General features: G+C 68.3%; 19 protein-coding genes. 10 read left to right on the top strand and 9 right to left on the bottom strand.

Annotated elements, in window-relative coordinates:
- Nucleotides 1-154: 154 nt before the first annotated feature.
- From HEP75_RS09305 to HEP75_RS09285, 5 genes are all read right to left on the bottom strand, one after another.
- Nucleotides 155-1,573, bottom strand: a complete 1,419-nt coding sequence (locus HEP75_RS09305) for a replicative DNA helicase (RefSeq protein WP_185816151.1) — start codon at nt 1,571-1,573, stop codon at nt 155-157.
- A gap of 218 nt (nt 1,574-1,791) precedes the next feature.
- Nucleotides 1,792-2,346 (bottom strand): NADPH-dependent FMN reductase, encoded by a 555-nt coding sequence (locus HEP75_RS09300; RefSeq protein WP_185816150.1) that lies wholly within the window; start codon nt 2,344-2,346, stop codon nt 1,792-1,794.
- Between the two features lie 91 nt (nt 2,347-2,437).
- Nucleotides 2,438-2,977 carry a GNAT family N-acetyltransferase gene (locus tag HEP75_RS09295; RefSeq protein ID WP_185826230.1) on the bottom strand — a complete coding sequence of 180 codons (540 nt, stop codon included), beginning with the start codon at nt 2,975-2,977 and terminating at the stop codon, nt 2,438-2,440.
- 60 nt (nt 2,978-3,037) lie between these two features.
- On the bottom strand, nt 3,038-4,201 hold the full coding sequence (locus HEP75_RS09290) for an acyl-CoA dehydrogenase family protein (RefSeq protein ID WP_185816148.1): 1,164 nt from the start codon (nt 4,199-4,201) through the stop codon (nt 3,038-3,040).
- Nucleotides 4,202-4,308: 107 nt separating this feature from the next.
- Complete coding sequence (locus HEP75_RS09285; protein ID WP_185826229.1) at nt 4,309-5,121, bottom strand: glycine zipper 2TM domain-containing protein; 813 nt, start codon at nt 5,119-5,121, stop codon at nt 4,309-4,311.
- Between the two features lie 174 nt (nt 5,122-5,295).
- Here HEP75_RS09285 and HEP75_RS09280 point away from each other — a divergent pair, with 174 nt between their 5' ends.
- The 4 genes from HEP75_RS09280 to HEP75_RS09265 are packed head-to-tail and all read left to right on the top strand — an operon-like array spanning nt 5,296 to nt 7,259.
- Entirely contained in the window at nt 5,296-5,535 is a 240-nt protein-coding gene (locus HEP75_RS09280; protein WP_185826228.1) for a DUF6116 family protein, read from the top strand.
- Nucleotides 5,536-5,541: 6 nt separating this feature from the next.
- Nucleotides 5,542-6,324, top strand: coding sequence for a TatD family hydrolase (locus tag HEP75_RS09275; protein WP_185826227.1), 783 nt, complete (start codon nt 5,542-5,544; stop codon nt 6,322-6,324).
- A 50-nt stretch (nt 6,325-6,374) separates the two neighbouring features.
- Nucleotides 6,375-6,821, top strand: coding sequence for a hypothetical protein (locus HEP75_RS09270; RefSeq protein ID WP_185826226.1), 447 nt, complete (start codon nt 6,375-6,377; stop codon nt 6,819-6,821).
- Nucleotides 6,822-6,824: 3 nt separating this feature from the next.
- On the top strand, nt 6,825-7,259 hold the full coding sequence (locus HEP75_RS09265) for a hypothetical protein (protein ID WP_185826225.1): 435 nt from the start codon (nt 6,825-6,827) through the stop codon (nt 7,257-7,259).
- 70 nt (nt 7,260-7,329) lie between these two features.
- Here HEP75_RS09265 and HEP75_RS09260 read toward each other — a convergent pair whose 3' ends face one another.
- Nucleotides 7,330-8,157 carry a tRNA threonylcarbamoyladenosine dehydratase gene (locus HEP75_RS09260; RefSeq protein WP_185826224.1) on the bottom strand — a complete coding sequence of 276 codons (828 nt, stop codon included), beginning with the start codon at nt 8,155-8,157 and terminating at the stop codon, nt 7,330-7,332.
- Between the two features lie 95 nt (nt 8,158-8,252).
- On the opposite strand from HEP75_RS09260, the gene HEP75_RS09255 reads away from it, so the two are divergent.
- Nucleotides 8,253-8,678: a hypothetical protein gene (locus tag HEP75_RS09255; protein WP_185826223.1), complete on the top strand. Its 426-nt coding sequence runs from the start codon at nt 8,253-8,255 to the stop codon at nt 8,676-8,678.
- Between the two features lie 153 nt (nt 8,679-8,831).
- Nucleotides 8,832-9,308, top strand: coding sequence for a glycine zipper 2TM domain-containing protein (locus HEP75_RS09250; RefSeq protein ID WP_185816138.1), 477 nt, complete (start codon nt 8,832-8,834; stop codon nt 9,306-9,308).
- Between the two features lie 98 nt (nt 9,309-9,406).
- Here HEP75_RS09250 and HEP75_RS09245 read toward each other — a convergent pair whose 3' ends face one another.
- Nucleotides 9,407-9,622, bottom strand: coding sequence for a cold-shock protein (locus HEP75_RS09245; protein ID WP_046979462.1), 216 nt, complete (start codon nt 9,620-9,622; stop codon nt 9,407-9,409).
- Between the two features lie 234 nt (nt 9,623-9,856).
- Here HEP75_RS09245 and HEP75_RS09240 point away from each other — a divergent pair, with 234 nt between their 5' ends.
- Nucleotides 9,857-10,342, top strand: a complete 486-nt coding sequence (locus tag HEP75_RS09240; protein ID WP_185822977.1) for a DUF456 domain-containing protein — start codon at nt 9,857-9,859, stop codon at nt 10,340-10,342.
- A 128-nt stretch (nt 10,343-10,470) separates the two neighbouring features.
- Nucleotides 10,471-11,622 carry a phospholipase A gene (locus tag HEP75_RS09235; protein ID WP_185816136.1) on the top strand — a complete coding sequence of 384 codons (1,152 nt, stop codon included), beginning with the start codon at nt 10,471-10,473 and terminating at the stop codon, nt 11,620-11,622.
- 73 nt (nt 11,623-11,695) lie between these two features.
- On the opposite strand, the gene HEP75_RS09230 is transcribed toward HEP75_RS09235, so the two are convergent.
- Nucleotides 11,696-12,331 carry a glutathione S-transferase family protein gene (locus HEP75_RS09230; RefSeq protein WP_185826222.1) on the bottom strand — a complete coding sequence of 212 codons (636 nt, stop codon included), beginning with the start codon at nt 12,329-12,331 and terminating at the stop codon, nt 11,696-11,698.
- Between the two features lie 75 nt (nt 12,332-12,406).
- A complete protein-coding gene (locus HEP75_RS09225; RefSeq protein WP_185816134.1) occupies nt 12,407-13,930 on the bottom strand; it encodes a fumarate hydratase in 1,524 nt (507 codons plus the stop codon).
- Between the two features lie 101 nt (nt 13,931-14,031).
- Here HEP75_RS09225 and HEP75_RS09220 point away from each other — a divergent pair, with 101 nt between their 5' ends.
- Together HEP75_RS09220 and HEP75_RS09215 are read left to right on the top strand one after the other, a co-directional pair.
- Nucleotides 14,032-14,913, top strand: a complete 882-nt coding sequence (locus HEP75_RS09220) for an RNA polymerase sigma-70 factor (RefSeq protein WP_185826221.1) — start codon at nt 14,032-14,034, stop codon at nt 14,911-14,913.
- Nucleotides 14,914-15,023: 110 nt separating this feature from the next.
- On the top strand, nt 15,024-15,464 hold the full coding sequence (locus tag HEP75_RS09215) for a carboxymuconolactone decarboxylase family protein (RefSeq protein ID WP_185826220.1): 441 nt from the start codon (nt 15,024-15,026) through the stop codon (nt 15,462-15,464).
- Nucleotides 15,465-15,510 lie beyond the last annotated feature (46 nt).

The raw sequence follows: 15,510 nt of genomic DNA, 5'->3' as shown, positions 1-15,510 counted from the left end.
CTTTCCGGGTATCGACCATCACGCATTGAGGTTGAGCGCGGTCACAGCGCTCTGTGACAGACGTATCGCTGTGGCCGGATGAATACGCGCGCCGCCGGCCGCATCCATCGCACCGCAGCAATCACGCGACCGGCGTTGCGGTCGCATGCGGCGCCTACTCGAACGCGCCCACCGAATCGTGCGACAGATTGTCGAAGCGGGTGTATTCGCCGAAGAACTTGAGCTTGCACGAGCCGGTTGGGCCACCACGGTGCTTGCCGATGATGATCTCGGCCAGGCCCTTGTCCGGCGAATTTTCCTTGTTGTAGTAATCGTCGCGGTAGATGAACACGATCATGTCCGCGTCCTGCTCGATTGCGCCGGATTCGCGCAGGTCGGCCATCACCGGGCGCTTGTCGGTGCGCGTTTCCAGCGAGCGGTTGAGCTGCGACAGCGCGATCACCGGCACGCCCAGTTCCTTGGCCAGGCCCTTGAGCGAGCGCGAGATCTCGGAGATCTCGGTGGCGCGGTTCTCGCTGTTGCCCGGCACCGACATCAGCTGCAGGTAGTCGATGACGATCAGCCCCAGGTCGTGCTCGCGCTTGAGCCGGCGCGCCTTGGAGCGCAGGATCTCCGGCGACACGCCGGGCGTGTCGTCGATGAAGATCTTGGTTTCCTTCAGCATCTTGATCGCGCCGGTGACCCGCGCCCAGTCCTCGTCCTCGAGCTGGCCGGTACGCAGGCGCTGCGCGTTGATGCGGCCGTTGGAGGAGATCAGGCGCATCGCCAGCTGCGAGGCGGACATTTCCATCGAGAACACCGCCACCGCCTTCTTCGACTTGATCGCGGCGTACTCGGCGATGTTCAGCGCCAGCGTGGTCTTGCCCATCGCCGGACGCGCGGCCAGGATGATCAGGTCGGTCGGCTGCAGGCCGGCGGTCATCGCGTCGAAGTCGCTGTAGCCGGTGGGCAGGCCGGTGATGTTGCCGCCGTTCTCGAAGCGGCTGCGCAATTCCTCGAACGCGTCCTTCAACGCGCCGGGCATGGCCACGAAATCGCTGCGCCCGCGCGCGCCGGCCTCGGCGATCTTGAACACCGCCTTTTCGGCGCTGGCCAGCAGCTCGGCGCTCTCGCGCCCTTCCGGCTGGAAACCGTCGTTGACGATGCTGGTGCCGACCTCGATCAGCTGCCGCAGCACCGCCTTGTCGCGCACGATCTCGGCGTAAGCGGCGATGTTGGCCGCGGACGGCGTGGTGCTGGCCAGTTCGATCAGGTAGGCGCCGTCGCCGACCATCTCCAGCTTGCCCTGCGACTCGAACCACTCGCCCAGGGTCACCGCATCGAACGGGCGGCCCTTCTCGGCCAGCTCGCGGATCGCGCGGTAGATCAGCTGGTGGTCGCGCCGGTAGAAATCATTGTCGGTGAGCTGGTCGTTGACCCGGTCGTAGGCGTCGGGCGCCAGCATCAGGCCGCCGAGCACGGCCTGCTCGGCCTCGATCGAATGCGGCGGCACGCGCAACTGATCGATACGCGGCTCGCTGCGTTCGCCACGCTCGCTTTTGCGGTCGCCGCGGTAGCCGGGACGGGCGGACATGGGCTGGATCTTCTCTCTGGGGGACGCGGTCGGCGGGGTCGGCGCCGATGGCGCAACCCGGCCGGCCATCTTAGTCAGCGGCGTGCGGCGCGGCTAGGGACAAGTCTGTGGACAACCCGTTGAGAACTGCGCTCAGGCCGCGCCACGCAAGGCGATCGCCGCAGCGCCAGCATCGCCGCCATCCGTCGCAACGGCTGCGATCGCGCGTTCGTGGCGGCTCAGGCCTGCAGTTCGTCGACCCAGGCGATGAACTTGTCGACGAAGCCCTGCAGGAACTTGCGCGTGTCGGCGTTGCCGATGCTGCCGTCGGCCTCGATCAAGCCGTCCGTGAACTGCAAGAACACCTCCGGCTGGCCCAGCACCGGCATGTCCAGGTAGGCCAGCACGTTGCGCAGGTGCTGCTGCGCCAGCGCGGTGCCGAGCGCGCCGGGCGAGACCCCGCACACCGCCGCCGGCTTGCCGGCGAAGGCGCTGTCGCCGTAGGGCCGCGAGCCCAGGTCGATCGCGTTCTTGAGCACGCCGGGGATCGAGCGGTTGTATTCGGGAGTGACGAACAGCACCGCGTCGGCGTTGCTGACCTGCGCCTTCAGCCGCTTGCCCTGCTCCGGGTAGTCGTGGTCCTGATCCTGGTCGTACAGCGGCAGGTCGCCGATCTCCACGTACTCGAAGCGGGCACGGTCGCCGACCAGCTTCTCCAGCGCCAGCGCCAGGCGCCGGTTGAACGACTCCTTGCGCAGGCTGCCGACGAAAACGGCGATGCGGTACTGGCTCATGGCGTACTCCTGACCGATTTGGGGCTTGCAGCCTAGCCGCCGGCGCGGCGCGGCCAGGTGAATACGGCCGAGGCGACCGCCGCCGGGCCGCTCAGCGCCGCGCCTGCCAGTCCGCGCGCGACTGCCCCCACACCTCCACCTCCTGCGCCTGCATCGGCTCGGGCAGGCGATCCTGGCGCAGGTAGCGCGCGCCCAGCTTGGCCGCCACCGCCTTGGAATTGGCGTTGTCGGCGGCGATGGTGTGGATCACCTCGGTCCAGCCCAGTTGCGCGAACGCCCAGTCGATCGACGCGCGCGCCGCTTCCGGCGCATAGCCCTGGCCCCAGTACGCGCGCGCGATTCCCCAGCCGACCTCGGTCCCCGGCCAGCCATGCGGCTGCCACGGCCCGATCCGGCCGATCCACTGCCCGCTGCGCTTCTCGATCACCGAGAACATCGAAAACCCTTGCAGCTGCCAGCTGCCGACCAGCGCCGCCAGCGCGCGCCAGGCCACCGGCGGCGATTGCACGCCGCCCAGATGGCGCATCGCTTCCGCATCGGCGGTGAAACGGCAGAAGTCCGCGAAATCCGCCGCGCTCGGCGGGCGCAGCAGCAGCCGCTCGGTTTCCAGTCGCAGATCGAAAATGCTCATGCTCTCGCCTCCTCGTGCCTGTCTATCGCCCCGGGCGCCACGCCAGAGGCGCGCAGCGGTTCAGAACGCATTGATGCCGGTCAGCTCGCGGCCGACCACCAGTTGGTGCACGGTCTCGGTGCCTTCGTAGGTGATCACCGATTCCAGGTTCAAGGCGTGGCGGATGGCGCCGTACTCGGTGGTGATGCCGGCGCCGCCGAGCAGGTCGCGGCACTCGCGGGCGATGTCCAGCGCCATGCGCACGTTGTTCCACTTCGCCAGCGACACCTGCGCCGGCTGCAGCGCGCCGGCGTCCTTGAGCCGGCCCAACTGCAGCGCCAACAGCTGCGCGCCGGCGATGCGCCGGGCCATGTCGGCCAGCTTGATCTGCGCGCTCTGCGTGGCCGCCAGCGGGCGCCCGAACAGGATGCGCTCGCCGGCATAGGCCAGCGCCTCGCGCAGGCAAGCGATCGCCGCGCCGATCGCGCCCCAGCTGATGCCGTAGCGGGCCTGGGTCAGGCAGCCCAGCGGGCCCTTCAATCCGCGCACGCCCGGCAGCCGCTGCGTGTCCGCCAGGCGCACCTCGTCCAGGAACAGCGCCGAGGTCACCGAGGCGCGCAGGCTCATCTTGTGCGCGATGTCCTGGGTCGCGAAGCCGGGCGTGTCGGCTTCGACCAGGAACCCCTGCACGCCGTCCTCGGTCTGCGCCCACACGATCGCCACGTCGGCCAGGCTGCCGTTGGTGATCCACATCTTGCTGCCGCTCAGGCGCCAGCCGTCGCCGTCGCGCACCGCGCGGGTCTGCATCGCGGCCGGGTCGGAACCGCCCTGCGCCTCGGTCAGGCCGAAGCAGCCGATCGCGGTGCCAGCGGCCATCGCCGGCAACCAGCGCTGGCGCTGCGCCTGGCTGCCGTAGGCGTGGATCGGATACATGCACAGCGAGGACTGCACGCTGACGAAACTGCGCAGACCGCTGTCGCCGCGTTCCAGTTCCTGGCAGATCAGGCCGTAGCAGACCGCATTGAGTCCGGCGCCGCCGTCGGCGGGCGGCAGCGTGGCGCCGAGCAGGCCCAACTGCACCAGCTCCGGCACCAGTTCGGCGGGAAACCGCGCCTGGTCGAACGCATCGCCGATGATCGGCAGCACCCTGGCATCGACGAAGCGCGCCACCGCCTGCTGGATCGCGCGCTCTTCCTCGCTCAGCAGCGAGGCCACATCGAACAGATCGTCGCAAGGCAACGGCATGGCGGGTACTCGGCAGGCGAAAGCCGCATTGTATCGGCGCGCCCACGCTCCGGAAAAAGGAAAGGCCGGCACTTGGCCGGCCTTTCCTCGCTGCTGCCGCGCGCGGCTCAGCGTTGGCTGATCACGTCGCCGGCCGAGGCGGTCTGGGTGACCAGGCGCCCGTCCAGCACCGGCAGGCGATCGCTGCTGGGCTTGTCGTCCATGCGCACGGTCTTTTCCTGGCCGTCGTAGCGGTAGGTGACCTCGTAGCCCTTGACCACATCGTCCTTGCCCAGGGCGATGCGGCTGCCCGGCTTGCTGTCGGTGCGCATGGTGCCGGTGCTGCCGTCGTCGTTGCGGTAGGTCACGTTGTAGCCGGTGACGCGCGAGGACTCGGCGGTGCTGTTCTCGGTGTGGCACTGGCGCTCGGTGCGATCGACCACGCGGCCGCCGACGTGGTTGCGGTCGACCTGGTTGCCGATGAAGCCGCCGGCCACGGCGCCGGCCGCGGTCGCCGCCTTGCGGCCGTTGCCATGGCCGACCTGGTTGCCGAGCAACCCACCGACCACCGCGCCGACCACGGTGCCGCCGACGTTGCCGTCGCGCTCGGGCAGGCGCTCCTGCACCACCACGTCGTTGCAGACCTGGCGCGGGGTGGTGGTGGTCGAGGTCTCGCGCAGCGGCTCGGTGCCGATCACCTCGGCGTAGCGCTGTTCCTTCTGCGTGATCGGATCGACCCGCACCACGTCGGCGTATTCCAGCTTGCCGCCGACGCCGTTACTTGCCACCGCGTCGCCGGACACGCTGTCGGCGGCCGGGCGCACGTCGCCGCTGCCGGCGAACTCCTGCTTGTCGCGGTTGTTCATGAAGGCCGCAGTGGCCACGCCGCCGACCAGCAATGCGCCAGCCGCGACCAGAATGGTTGTCGTATTGCTCTTCATCGTGTTCTCTCCTGCGGTCTGGCCGCGTTGTCTACGGTGCTGTGATTACCATGCCGAAGCTGAACCGATCCGCTCCCTATTCAGCAAAAATCCGCAGCGCGGTCTGGTGCGGTGCCTGGAAAGGCGCCATATCAAGCGTGTTAGCGTTTTCATCACCCTGCCGGAGGATCGTCCATGCCTAACCCGATCGTGCTGCCATTGCTGCGCTGGGCCGGCAAATTGCGCTACCCGACGCTGTTCAAACTGACCGCCGGCCTGTTCGTGCTGAGCGTGCTGCTGCCCGACCCGCTGCCCTTCATCGACGAGATCATGTTCGGCCTGGGCACCTTGCTGCTGGCCAACTGGAAGACCCGCACGCCTGCGCCCGTCGAACCGGAGCCCATCGCGTCCAGCGCGCGGCGCATGCGCCGCTGACCGCCGATGCGCCTGATCGACAGCCACTGCCATCTCGACGCCGCCGAGTTCGATGGCGACCGCGCCGCGGTGATCGCACGCGCGCAGGCCGCAGGTATCGCCGCGCAGGTGCTGCCGGCGGTGACGGCGGCATCCTGGCCGAAGCTGCGCGAGGTCTGCACGATGGCCGACGGCCTGTATCCGGCCTACGGCCTGCATCCGCTGTTCCTGGACCAGCACCGCCCTGAGCATCTGCCGTTGCTCGGCGAGTGGATCGCGCGCGAGCGCCCGTGCGCGATCGGCGAATGCGGCCTGGACTTCTTCGTCGATGGGTTGGACGAAGCCGAGCAGCAGCGCTATTTCGCCGGCCAGCTGCAGCTGGCGCGCGAGTTCGACCTGCCGGTGATCGTGCACGCGCGGCGCGCGGTGGACGCGGTGATCCTGGCGATCCGCAAGGTCGGGCGCTTGCGCGGCGTGGTGCACAGCTTCGCCGGCAGCCCGGAACAGGCGCGGCACCTGCAGTCGCTGGATTTCCTGATCGGCCTCGGCGGCCCGGTCACCTACGAACGCGCACAGCGGCTGCGGCGCCTGGCGGCCGAACTGCCGCTGCAGCAGTTGCTGCTGGAAACCGACGCCCCGGACCAGCCCGACGCCTCGATCCGCGGCCAGCGCAACGAGCCGGCGCGGCTGCGCACGGTGCTGGACACGATCGCCACGCTGCGCGGCCAGCCCGCCGCGGAGATCGCCGAACAGACCACGCGCAATGCGCAGCAGTTGTTCGGTCTGGATGCGAGTACCGAGCCGGCGTGACGGCTCGACATTGGAGCGGCCTGCGGCCGGCACACTGCAGGGAAACAGCCATGGAATCCACAACGAACGCACAGTGCCAACTCTGCAAGGAGCGCTTCGCTCTGAACGCACAACAGCGTGCGTTCGTCATGCCGCTGCTGGCAAAGGGCCAGCGTTTCATCATGATCGAGTGCCCGTGCTGGGGCGCGTCCACGCAGTACGTCGCGATCGCCGCCGTCACCAAGCCGCAGGACCACGAGGCACCCTATCGCTGCCCGCTTCCCCGATGCGCGGGATGGGTCGATTGGATCGATGCCGAGTCGCCGCCGTTCTGGGGCTGCGGCGAATGCGGCAGCGTCTGGCATGAGGAGCGCGATTTCCAGAAGCGAATTTCGGACATCGTCGCTCGCTACCCTTATCGTGCAGACAGCTACAAGAGAATCGCAGGCAAATGGCTGCCCGCTGCGCTGGGCGCAGAATCGGCGGACTACGAAGAACGCATCGACAAGGAGCCGTGACGCATGGAAGACCTGGCAAACGCAAACCCCGAGCTGGCCAAAGACATCATGGGCATCATGGAGTCCGGCAATGCGCTGGACGAGCGCGGCGACAAAGACGCCGCCCGCTCGGCATACCAGCGCGCCTGGGACTTGCTGCCCGAGCCGAAACTGGAATGGCCACCATTGTCCGCGTGGATCACCGGCTCTTTCTACAATCTGCATTTCGACAGCGCCGACTTCGCCGCCGCCAAACAGTGGGCGCAGAAGTCGCTACAGGCCCGCGAATCGGATATCGACACCGGCCCCTTGATCGACCTGGGAATGGCGCACTTCGAGCTGGAAGAATATGCCGACGCCTATCGCTATTTCGACCAAGCCCACGGCCTCGGCAAGGCAAGAGCCTTCAAGGAACGGCCAAGGAAGTACCTCAAGTTCTATCTGGAAAAGAACCCATGATGGAGCTCTGTCAGGTCGGCAGGAGCGAGTCGGTTACCAGGCCCATGGGGCGGACAACCGCTTCCACTCGCTACTCCGCTTCCAGTGCCGCCGCCATCGCCGGCTGCTCGCGCTTGGGCTTCAACAGCATCTCCAAGGCCTTGCCCGCCGCGGCGAAGGCGAACGCGCCGGTGATATGCGTGGCCGCGCCGAGCCCGGCGCCGCAGTCGAGATTCAGCGCCGCGTCCGGCCCCAGTTGCGGGCGCAGCCCGCAGACGCTGCCGTCGGCCTGCGGGTAGCGCACGTTCTCCAGCGAATACACCGCCGGCACACCGAAATAGCGCTGCGGGTTCTTGGGAAAATTGAACTCGCCGCGCAGCTTCTTGCGGATCAGCGCCAGCATCGCGTCGTGCTCGGTGCGCGATACGTCGCGGATGCGCACCAGGGTCGGGTCGGTGCGCCCGCCGGCCGAGCCCACGGTCAGCAGCGGCAGCTTGCGCCGGCGGCACCAGGCGATGGTCTCGACCTTGACCCGGAAGCTGTCGCAGGCATCGATGACCAGGTCGAAACCGGTGCCGAGCAGCTCGGCGATGTTGGACGGGGTCAGGAAGGCCTCGACCGCGCTCGCCTCGATCGCCGGGTTGATCGCCAGGCAGCGCTCGGCCATGGCCCGTGCCTTGTTGCGCCCGTATTGCCCTTCCAGCGCCGGCAACTGGCGGTTGGTGTTGGACACGCAGATGTCGTCGGCATCGATCAGGGTGAGATGGCCGACCGCGGACCGCGCCAGCGCCTCCACCACCCACGAGCCGACGCCGCCCATGCCCACCACCGCCACGCGGCATTGCGCCAGGCGCTCGATGGTCCCGCGCCCGTACAGCCGGTCGATGCCGGCGAAGCGCTCACGCAGTTGTTCGTTCATGCGCGCAGTTTATTTCATCGGCGCCGATGCGACGGCGACGCCACGCAACTCGGCGGCCGGCGTACTATCGCGCTTTCCTCCCGCCAGCCCACCCCATGGCCAGCCCGCCCGCCTCCACTGCCTCCCGCTACCTGTTCGTGCTGCTCGCCGGCATCTTGATCGGCCTGGTCGCGACGGTGATGGCGATGCGCGCGCTGCAGGCGCGGCAGGATCCGTTCCCGCGCAGCCTGATGCAGGTGATGGACAAGCAACTGGCCCTGCTGCAACGCAGCCATGCGCAGAACCGCTGCAGCGCCGCCGACCTGCAGGCGCGCGTGCATACGCTGCGCCTGCTCGGCAACGACCTGGAAACCGCGTTTCCCGGACTCAGCGACGACAGCCGTTTCCAGCAGCATGCCGTGGCGCTACGCGCCACACTGGATGCGGCGCAGGCCCCGCTGCCGACCACCTGCGCCGCGCTCGACCAGCTCACCCACCGGATCGACGACGGCTGCGACGCCTGCCATCGCGATTTCCGCTGACCCGCCATTGCGCTTCTCGATGAATTCCCCCTGACGCTGCAGCGCGTCGGCAACCCACACAGGCGGCGATTGGCGTTGCATTCACACGCTGGCGAACAGGATGCGTGCAAACGCGGGGCTGCCGCGGTCCACCGTCTGTCGAGGAGAACACACATGAAGATTCATCTACTGGCCACTGGCGCCGTCGCCGTTCTGGCATTGGCCGGCTGCGCCACGTCGCCCGGCTACGGCGGCGGTGGTGGCGGCTACAGCCAGCCGTCGCGCGGTTACTCGGACAACCGCTGCGCGGACTGCGGCATCGTCACCCGCATCGACACGGTGGGCTCCGGCCGCACCGCACCGACCGGCACCGGCGCGGTCCTGGGCGGCATCGTCGGCGCGATCGCCGGCCATGAGATCTCCGACCACACCGGCGGCAGCAAGGGCAACCAGAACGTATCGGCCGTGGCCGGTGCCGCCGCCGGCGCCCTGGCCGGCAACCAGATCCAGAACAACGTCACCAGCGACAGCTACGACGTGCACGTGCAGATGGACGATGGCCGGGTGATCGTGGTCAACCAGCGCGATCTGGCCGGGATCCGCGAGAACACCTATGTGCGCGTGGTCAACGGCCGCGTGGTGCCGCGCTAAGCGCAACCGCTGCCAGGAGTTTGCCGCAATGCAAAAAGGCCCGCACTGCGGGCCTTTTTGCTGGGCGTGGGCTCGGCGCTGGGCCGGGCGCGCCGGGGTCAGACCGGCTGCACCGCGTCGGCCTGCAGGCCCTTCTGGCCCTGCACCACGGTGAAGCTGACCTTCTGCCCTTCCTTCAGGCTCTTGAAGCCTTGGGTCTGGATCGCGCGGAAGTGCACGAACACGTCCTCGCCGTTCTCGCGGCTGATGAAACCGAAGCCCTTGGCATCGTTGAACCACTTCACGGTGCCGTTTTCACGATTGCCGTCAGTCATGGACTTACTCCTTGAAACAGTCTCAGGGGTGGGTACGCCGTGGGTTCGGCGGCTGGTTGCAAGGAGGAAGCGAGGTATAACGCTGTAGCGGATCGTCTGGATCTACCGCATCGGGCCACGATTCACGGTGACCTTTGCAAACGCAGCGGCTGAAACTTACCGCGGCGAAAATGAAAATGCAATCAGCAAAAACACCCTTTCTGTCAACCCCCAAATCGCCCCGGAGCACGCCGCGTGGATCCTACGTTCATCTACTACATCCTCGCCGGGCTGCTGGTGGTGCTGGGCCTGGCCGGGGTGGTGCTGCCGGCCCTGCCGGGGATGCCGCTGCTGTTCGCCGGGCTGGTGCTGGCGGCCTGGGCCGACGGTTTCCAGCGCGTGGGCTGGGTGATGCTGACGGTGCTCGGCGTGCTGACCCTGCTGTCGTTCCTGGTCGACTTCCTGGCCACCGTGTTCGGCGCCAAGCGCGTGGGCGCCAGCCGCAAGGCGCTGTGGGGGTCGGTGCTGGGCAGCGTGGCGGGCCTGTTCTTCATGCCGATCGGCCTGTTCGTCGGCCCCTTCGTCGGCGCGCTGGCCGGCGAGTACTGGCATGGCCGGCAGCTGCAGCAGGCGACCAAGGTCGGCCTCGGCACCTGGCTGGGCATCGTGCTGGGCACCGCCGCCAAGCTGGCCCTGGCGCTGGCGATGGTCGGCCTGTTCGCGGCCGCCTGGCTGTTGTAATCCGAGGCATCGGAGCCGTGAGATGAACGCGTGATGACCCTGTTGTGCCAGCTGCTGTATTTTCGCAACCGGCTATTCACCTCGGCAGCGCACCACCGCCCGCGCCGCCCGTTTTCGAGAGAACCTGCATGATCCATCGCCCGGCCCGTCCCCTGTTGCTGCTGTCCTTCGCGGCGATGCCGCTGGCCCACGCCCAGGAAGTGATGCCCACTCCTGCCTCGCCCGAAGCCTGCGTCGCCATTTCCAGCGATGCCGCGCGCCTGTCCTGCTACGACCAGGCGCTGTCGCGCCGGGTCGCCGATCCGCAGGCCGCCGATGCGGCGGCGAAGATGGCCAGCGAGACCCAGAAGCAGCAGTTGGATGCGTCGATTCCGCAGGACGCCGGCCTGGCCCAGCGCACCCGCCAGCGCACCGCCTCGCTGTTCAAGGACGACCGCTACGACGCCACCATCGCCAACGCCGGCAAGGGGTCGCTGCTGGACAGCCGCTGGGAGCTGGCCAAGGATTCCAAGCTGGGCAACTTCCAGCTGCGCGCCTACAAGCCGGTGTACCTGCTGCCGGCGTTCTGGACCAGCAAGAAGAACGAGACGCCGTCCTCGCCGAACCCGAACAACACGGTGACTACGGCCGAGCCGCTGGACAGCATCGAGGCCAAGTTCCAGCTCAGCTTCAAGACCAAGATCGTGGAGAACATCTTCGGCGACAACGGCGACCTGTGGGGTGCCTATACCCAGAGTTCGCGCTGGCAGGTCTACAACAGCGAGCAGTCGCGGCCGTTCCGCGAGACCAACTACGAGCCGGAACTGGCGTTGGTGTTCCGCAACAACTACAGCCTGTTCGGCTGGAAGGGGCGGATGACCGGGATCCAGCTCAACCACCAGTCCAATGGCCGCAGCGATCCGTTCTCGCGCAGCTGGAACCGGGCGATCCTCAACGTCGGCCTGGACCGCGAGAACTGGGCGCTGGTGCTGCGCCCGTGGTACCGGATCCCGGAGAGCGACCGCCAGGACAACAACCCGGACATCGAGGACTACATGGGCCGTGGCGACGCGACCCTGACCTACAACCGCGGCGGCCACGAGATCTCGCTGATGGCGCGGCATTCGCTGCGCAGCGGCGACCGCTCGCACGGCGCGGTGCAACTGGACTGGGGCTTCCCGATCAGCAACCTGCTGCGCGGCCATGTGCAGGTGTTCGACGGCTACGGCGAGAGCATGATCGACTACAACCATCGCGCCACCTACGTGGGCCTGGGCGTGTCGCTGCTGGAGTGGTACTGAGGCCCGAACGGCCTCGCAACGCAATCGCGCGGCGGCCGTCAGCGGCCGCCGCGCCACATCGCCGCCGCCGGACTCAGGTCCAGTCGGTCAGGCCTTCGCGGCGGTAGGTTTCCTGGAACGCAGGACGCGCCTTCATCCGCTGCGCATGCGCCTGCAGCGCCGGCCAGCTGTCGCTGGGCCGCGGCATGTTGCGCGACCAGCGCATCATCATCGTCAACATGAAATCGGCGGCCGACAGCTGCTCGCCGAGCAGGTACGGGCCGTTCGCCCCCAGGTGCTGCGCAACCTGTTCCCAGGCGGCCTCCAGCTTCCGCTGCGCCTGCGCCTTGCTGGCCTCGACGTTGTCGGCACCGGCCGGCTCGTGCGGATAGAACCAGGCGCGGTAGGCCGGTTGCAGCGTGTTGGCGCAAAAGAACATCCAGCGGTAGTAGTCGGCACGCGCCGGACTGCCGAGCGGCGGCGCCAGCCCGGCCTGCGGATGCAGGTCGGCCAGGTGCAGCACGATCGCCGCCGCCTCGGTCAGCACCTGCCCGTCCAGCACCAGCGTGGGCACCACGCCGGCCGGATTGAGCTGCAGGTACTCCGGTGCCTTGTGCTCGCGCCGTTCGAAGTCCAGGGCGTGCAGCGTATGCGGCACGTCCAGCTCGATCAGCAGCCAGTGCACCACCAGGGCGGCGGTGCTGGGCGAGTAGTACAGGGTGGCGCTCATGCAATCTCCTGGTAAGTCGCCGCAGCCGGATGACCACGGCCGCGGCAGTCTCGCATGTCGCGCGGTGCCGGCGGCTCAGGCCGGCTCGACCACCACCGGAATCTTGCCGATGCGCGATTGCCATTCCCGCGGGCCGGTCTTGTGCACCGACTCGCCGCTGGAATCCACCGCCACCGTGACCGGCATGTCCTTGACCTCGAACTCGTAGATCGCCTCCATGCCCAGGTCTTCGAACGCCAGCACGCGCGAGGCCTTGATCGCCTTGGACACCAGGTAGGCCGAACCACCGACCGCCATCAGGTACACCGCCTTGTTGTCGCGGATGGCCTCGATCGCCGCGTCGCCGCGCTCGGACTTGCCGACCATGCCGAGCAGGCCGGTCTGCTCCAGCATCTGCCGGGTGAACTTGTCCATGCGCGTGGCGGTGGTCGGACCGGCCGGACCCACCACTTCGTCGCGCACCGGATCGACCGGGCCGACGTAGTAGATGAAGCGGTTGGTGAAATCCACCGGCAGCGTCTCGCCGCGGTTGAGCATGTCGATCATGCGCTTGTGCGCGGCATCGCGGCCGGTCAGCAGCTTGCCGTTGAGCAACACCACTTCGCCCGGCTTGAAGCTGGCGACTTCCTCGCGGGTGATGGTGTCCAGGTTCACCCGACGCGCGTTGCTCGGGTTGTAGGTAAGCTTGGGCCAGTCCTCCAGCGACGGCGGCTCCAGCATCACCGGGCCGCTGCCGTCCAGGGTGAAGTGCGCGTGGCGGGTGGCCGCGCAGTTCGGGATCAGCGCCACCGGCAGGTTGGCGGCATGGGTCGGATAGTCCTTGACCTTGATGTCCAACACCGTGGTCAGGCCGCCCAGGCCCTGCGCGCCGATGCCCAGCGCGTTGACCTTTTCGTACAGTTCCAGGCGCAGTTCCTCGGCCCGGTTGGAGGCGCCGCGCGCCTGCAGGTCGACGATGTCGATCGGCTCCATCAGCGCTTCTTTGGCCAGCAGCATGGCCTTCTCGGCGGTGCCGCCGATGCCGATGCCGAGCATGCCCGGCGGACACCAGCCGGCGCCCATGGTCGGCACGGTCTTGAGCACCCAGTCGACGATGGAGTCGGACGGGTTGAGCATCGCGAACTTGCTCTTGGCCTCCGAACCGCCGCCCTTGGCCGCCACGATCACCTCGACGTGCTCGCCCGGCACGATCTTGGTGTTGACCACCGCCGGGGTGTTGTCCTTGGTGTTGGCGCGCTTGCCTGCCGGATCGGCCAGCACGCTGGCGCGCAGCTTGTTGTCCGGATGGTTGTAGGCGCGGCGCACGCCCTCGTTGACCATGTCCTCCACGCCCATCGTGGCGTCGTCCCAGCGCACGTTCATGCCGATTTCCAGGAACACGGTGACGATGCCGGTGTCCTGGCAGATCGGGCGGTGGCCCTCGGCGCACATGCGCGAGTTGATCAGGATCTGCGCGATCGCGTCCTTGGCCGCGGGCGACTGTTCGCGCTCGTAGGCGGCGGCCAGATTCTTGATGTAATCGACCGGGTGGTAGTAGCTGATGTACTGCAGCGCGTCGGCGACGGACTGGATGAGGTCTTCCTGCTTGATCGAGGTCACGGCTGGCTCTACGGCTGGCGGGGGGAAACCCGGCCATTTTAGGGCAAAGTGACCGCCTCGCCCGCTGTCACGCCGGCACGCGCTGTTCCGTCCTGGTCGCCATGAGCCCCGATCCCACCTTCGAATCCCAACGTCCCCGGCTGTTCGGCCTGGCCTATCGCCTGCTCGGCAGCCGCAGCGACGCCGAGGACGTGCTGCAGGACGCCTGGCTGCGCTGGCAGGCCAGCGACCGCGCCGCGATCCGCGACCCCGAGGCCTGGCTGGTGACCGCCACCACCCGGCTCGGGCTGGACCGGCTGCGCGCCGCGCGCAGCGCCCGCGTCCACTACACCGGTCCGTGGCTGCCCGAGCCGCTGGAGATCGCCGAGGACACCGATCCGGCCGCGCACCACGCGCGCGCCGAGCAGGTGTCGGTGGCGTTCCTGGCGCTGCTGGAACGGCTGGGTCCGGAGGAGCGTGCCGCGTTCCTGCTGAAGGAGGCGTTCGACTACGACTACGCGCAGATCGGCCAGCTGCTCGGGCATGCCGAAGCCAACTGCCGGCAGCTGGTGCACCGCGCGCGCGAACGGCTCAAGGCCGGCCGGCCGCGCTTCGCGGTGGCGCCGGAGCGCCACCGGCACCTGCTGGAGCGCTTCATGCACGCCTCGCAGCAGGGCGACCGCGGCGCGATCGTGGCCCTGCTCGACGCCAACGCGCGGATGTTCTCCGACGGCGGCGGCAAGGTCACCGCAACGCTGCGCCCGCTGCTCGGCGCCGAGCGCATCGCCATGCTGTATTGGGCGGTGGCGCGGCGCGGCCTGGGCCTGCAGGCGCGGATCGGCACGGTCAACGGCGAGCCGGCGATCCTGCGCTTCATCGGCACCCGGCTGCATTCGGCGGTGCTGGTGGTGATCGACGGCGAGCGCATCGTCGAGGTGCTGACCCTGATGAATCCGGACAAGCTGCCGGCGCTGGCCGGCGCGGACGCTGCCGCGAGCGGCTGAGGCAAACGCCTGACGCGAACAACTGATTTGGGGCGGCGCTGTCACGCCGCCGCGCGCTGCCGCGTCCTTGCTGCGAAGACGGCCATTGCGGCCGTCATGGAGCAAGACCCATGCACTTCCATCGCGTCGACTACACCCGCCACGAACCCGCCGCCTTCCGCGCCCTGCTCACCGCCAGCCAGCAGGTGCACGAGGGCGTGCTCGGCCACGAACTGGCCGAACTGGTGTTCCTGCGCGTGTCCCAGCTAAACGGCTGCGCCTATTGCATCGACATGCACGCCACCGCGCTGCGTAAGGCCAGCATCGAACCGCGCAAGCTCGACACCGTCGCCGGCTGGCGCGAGAGCCGCTTCTTCGATCCGCGCGAACGGCTGGCGCTGGCCTGGGCCGAGGCGCTCACCACGCTGCCGTCCGGCGCGCCGCCGCAGGACGCCTACGACGCCCTGTCGGCGCACTTCGACGAACACGGCATCAGCGCGCTGACCATGGCCATCGCCATCATCAACGCCTGGAACCGGCTCGGCGTAGGCCTGCAACCGGCAATGCCGTAAGCGCAGCGCGCAGTGGCGTACCGGCGCACGCCGGTACGCCGCCCGC

The sequence above is a fragment of the Xanthomonas sp. SI genome (assembly GCF_014236855.1).
GTDB lineage: Bacteria > Pseudomonadota > Gammaproteobacteria > Xanthomonadales > Xanthomonadaceae > Xanthomonas_A.
This window is presented reverse-complemented; position numbering and strand designations above follow the sequence as displayed.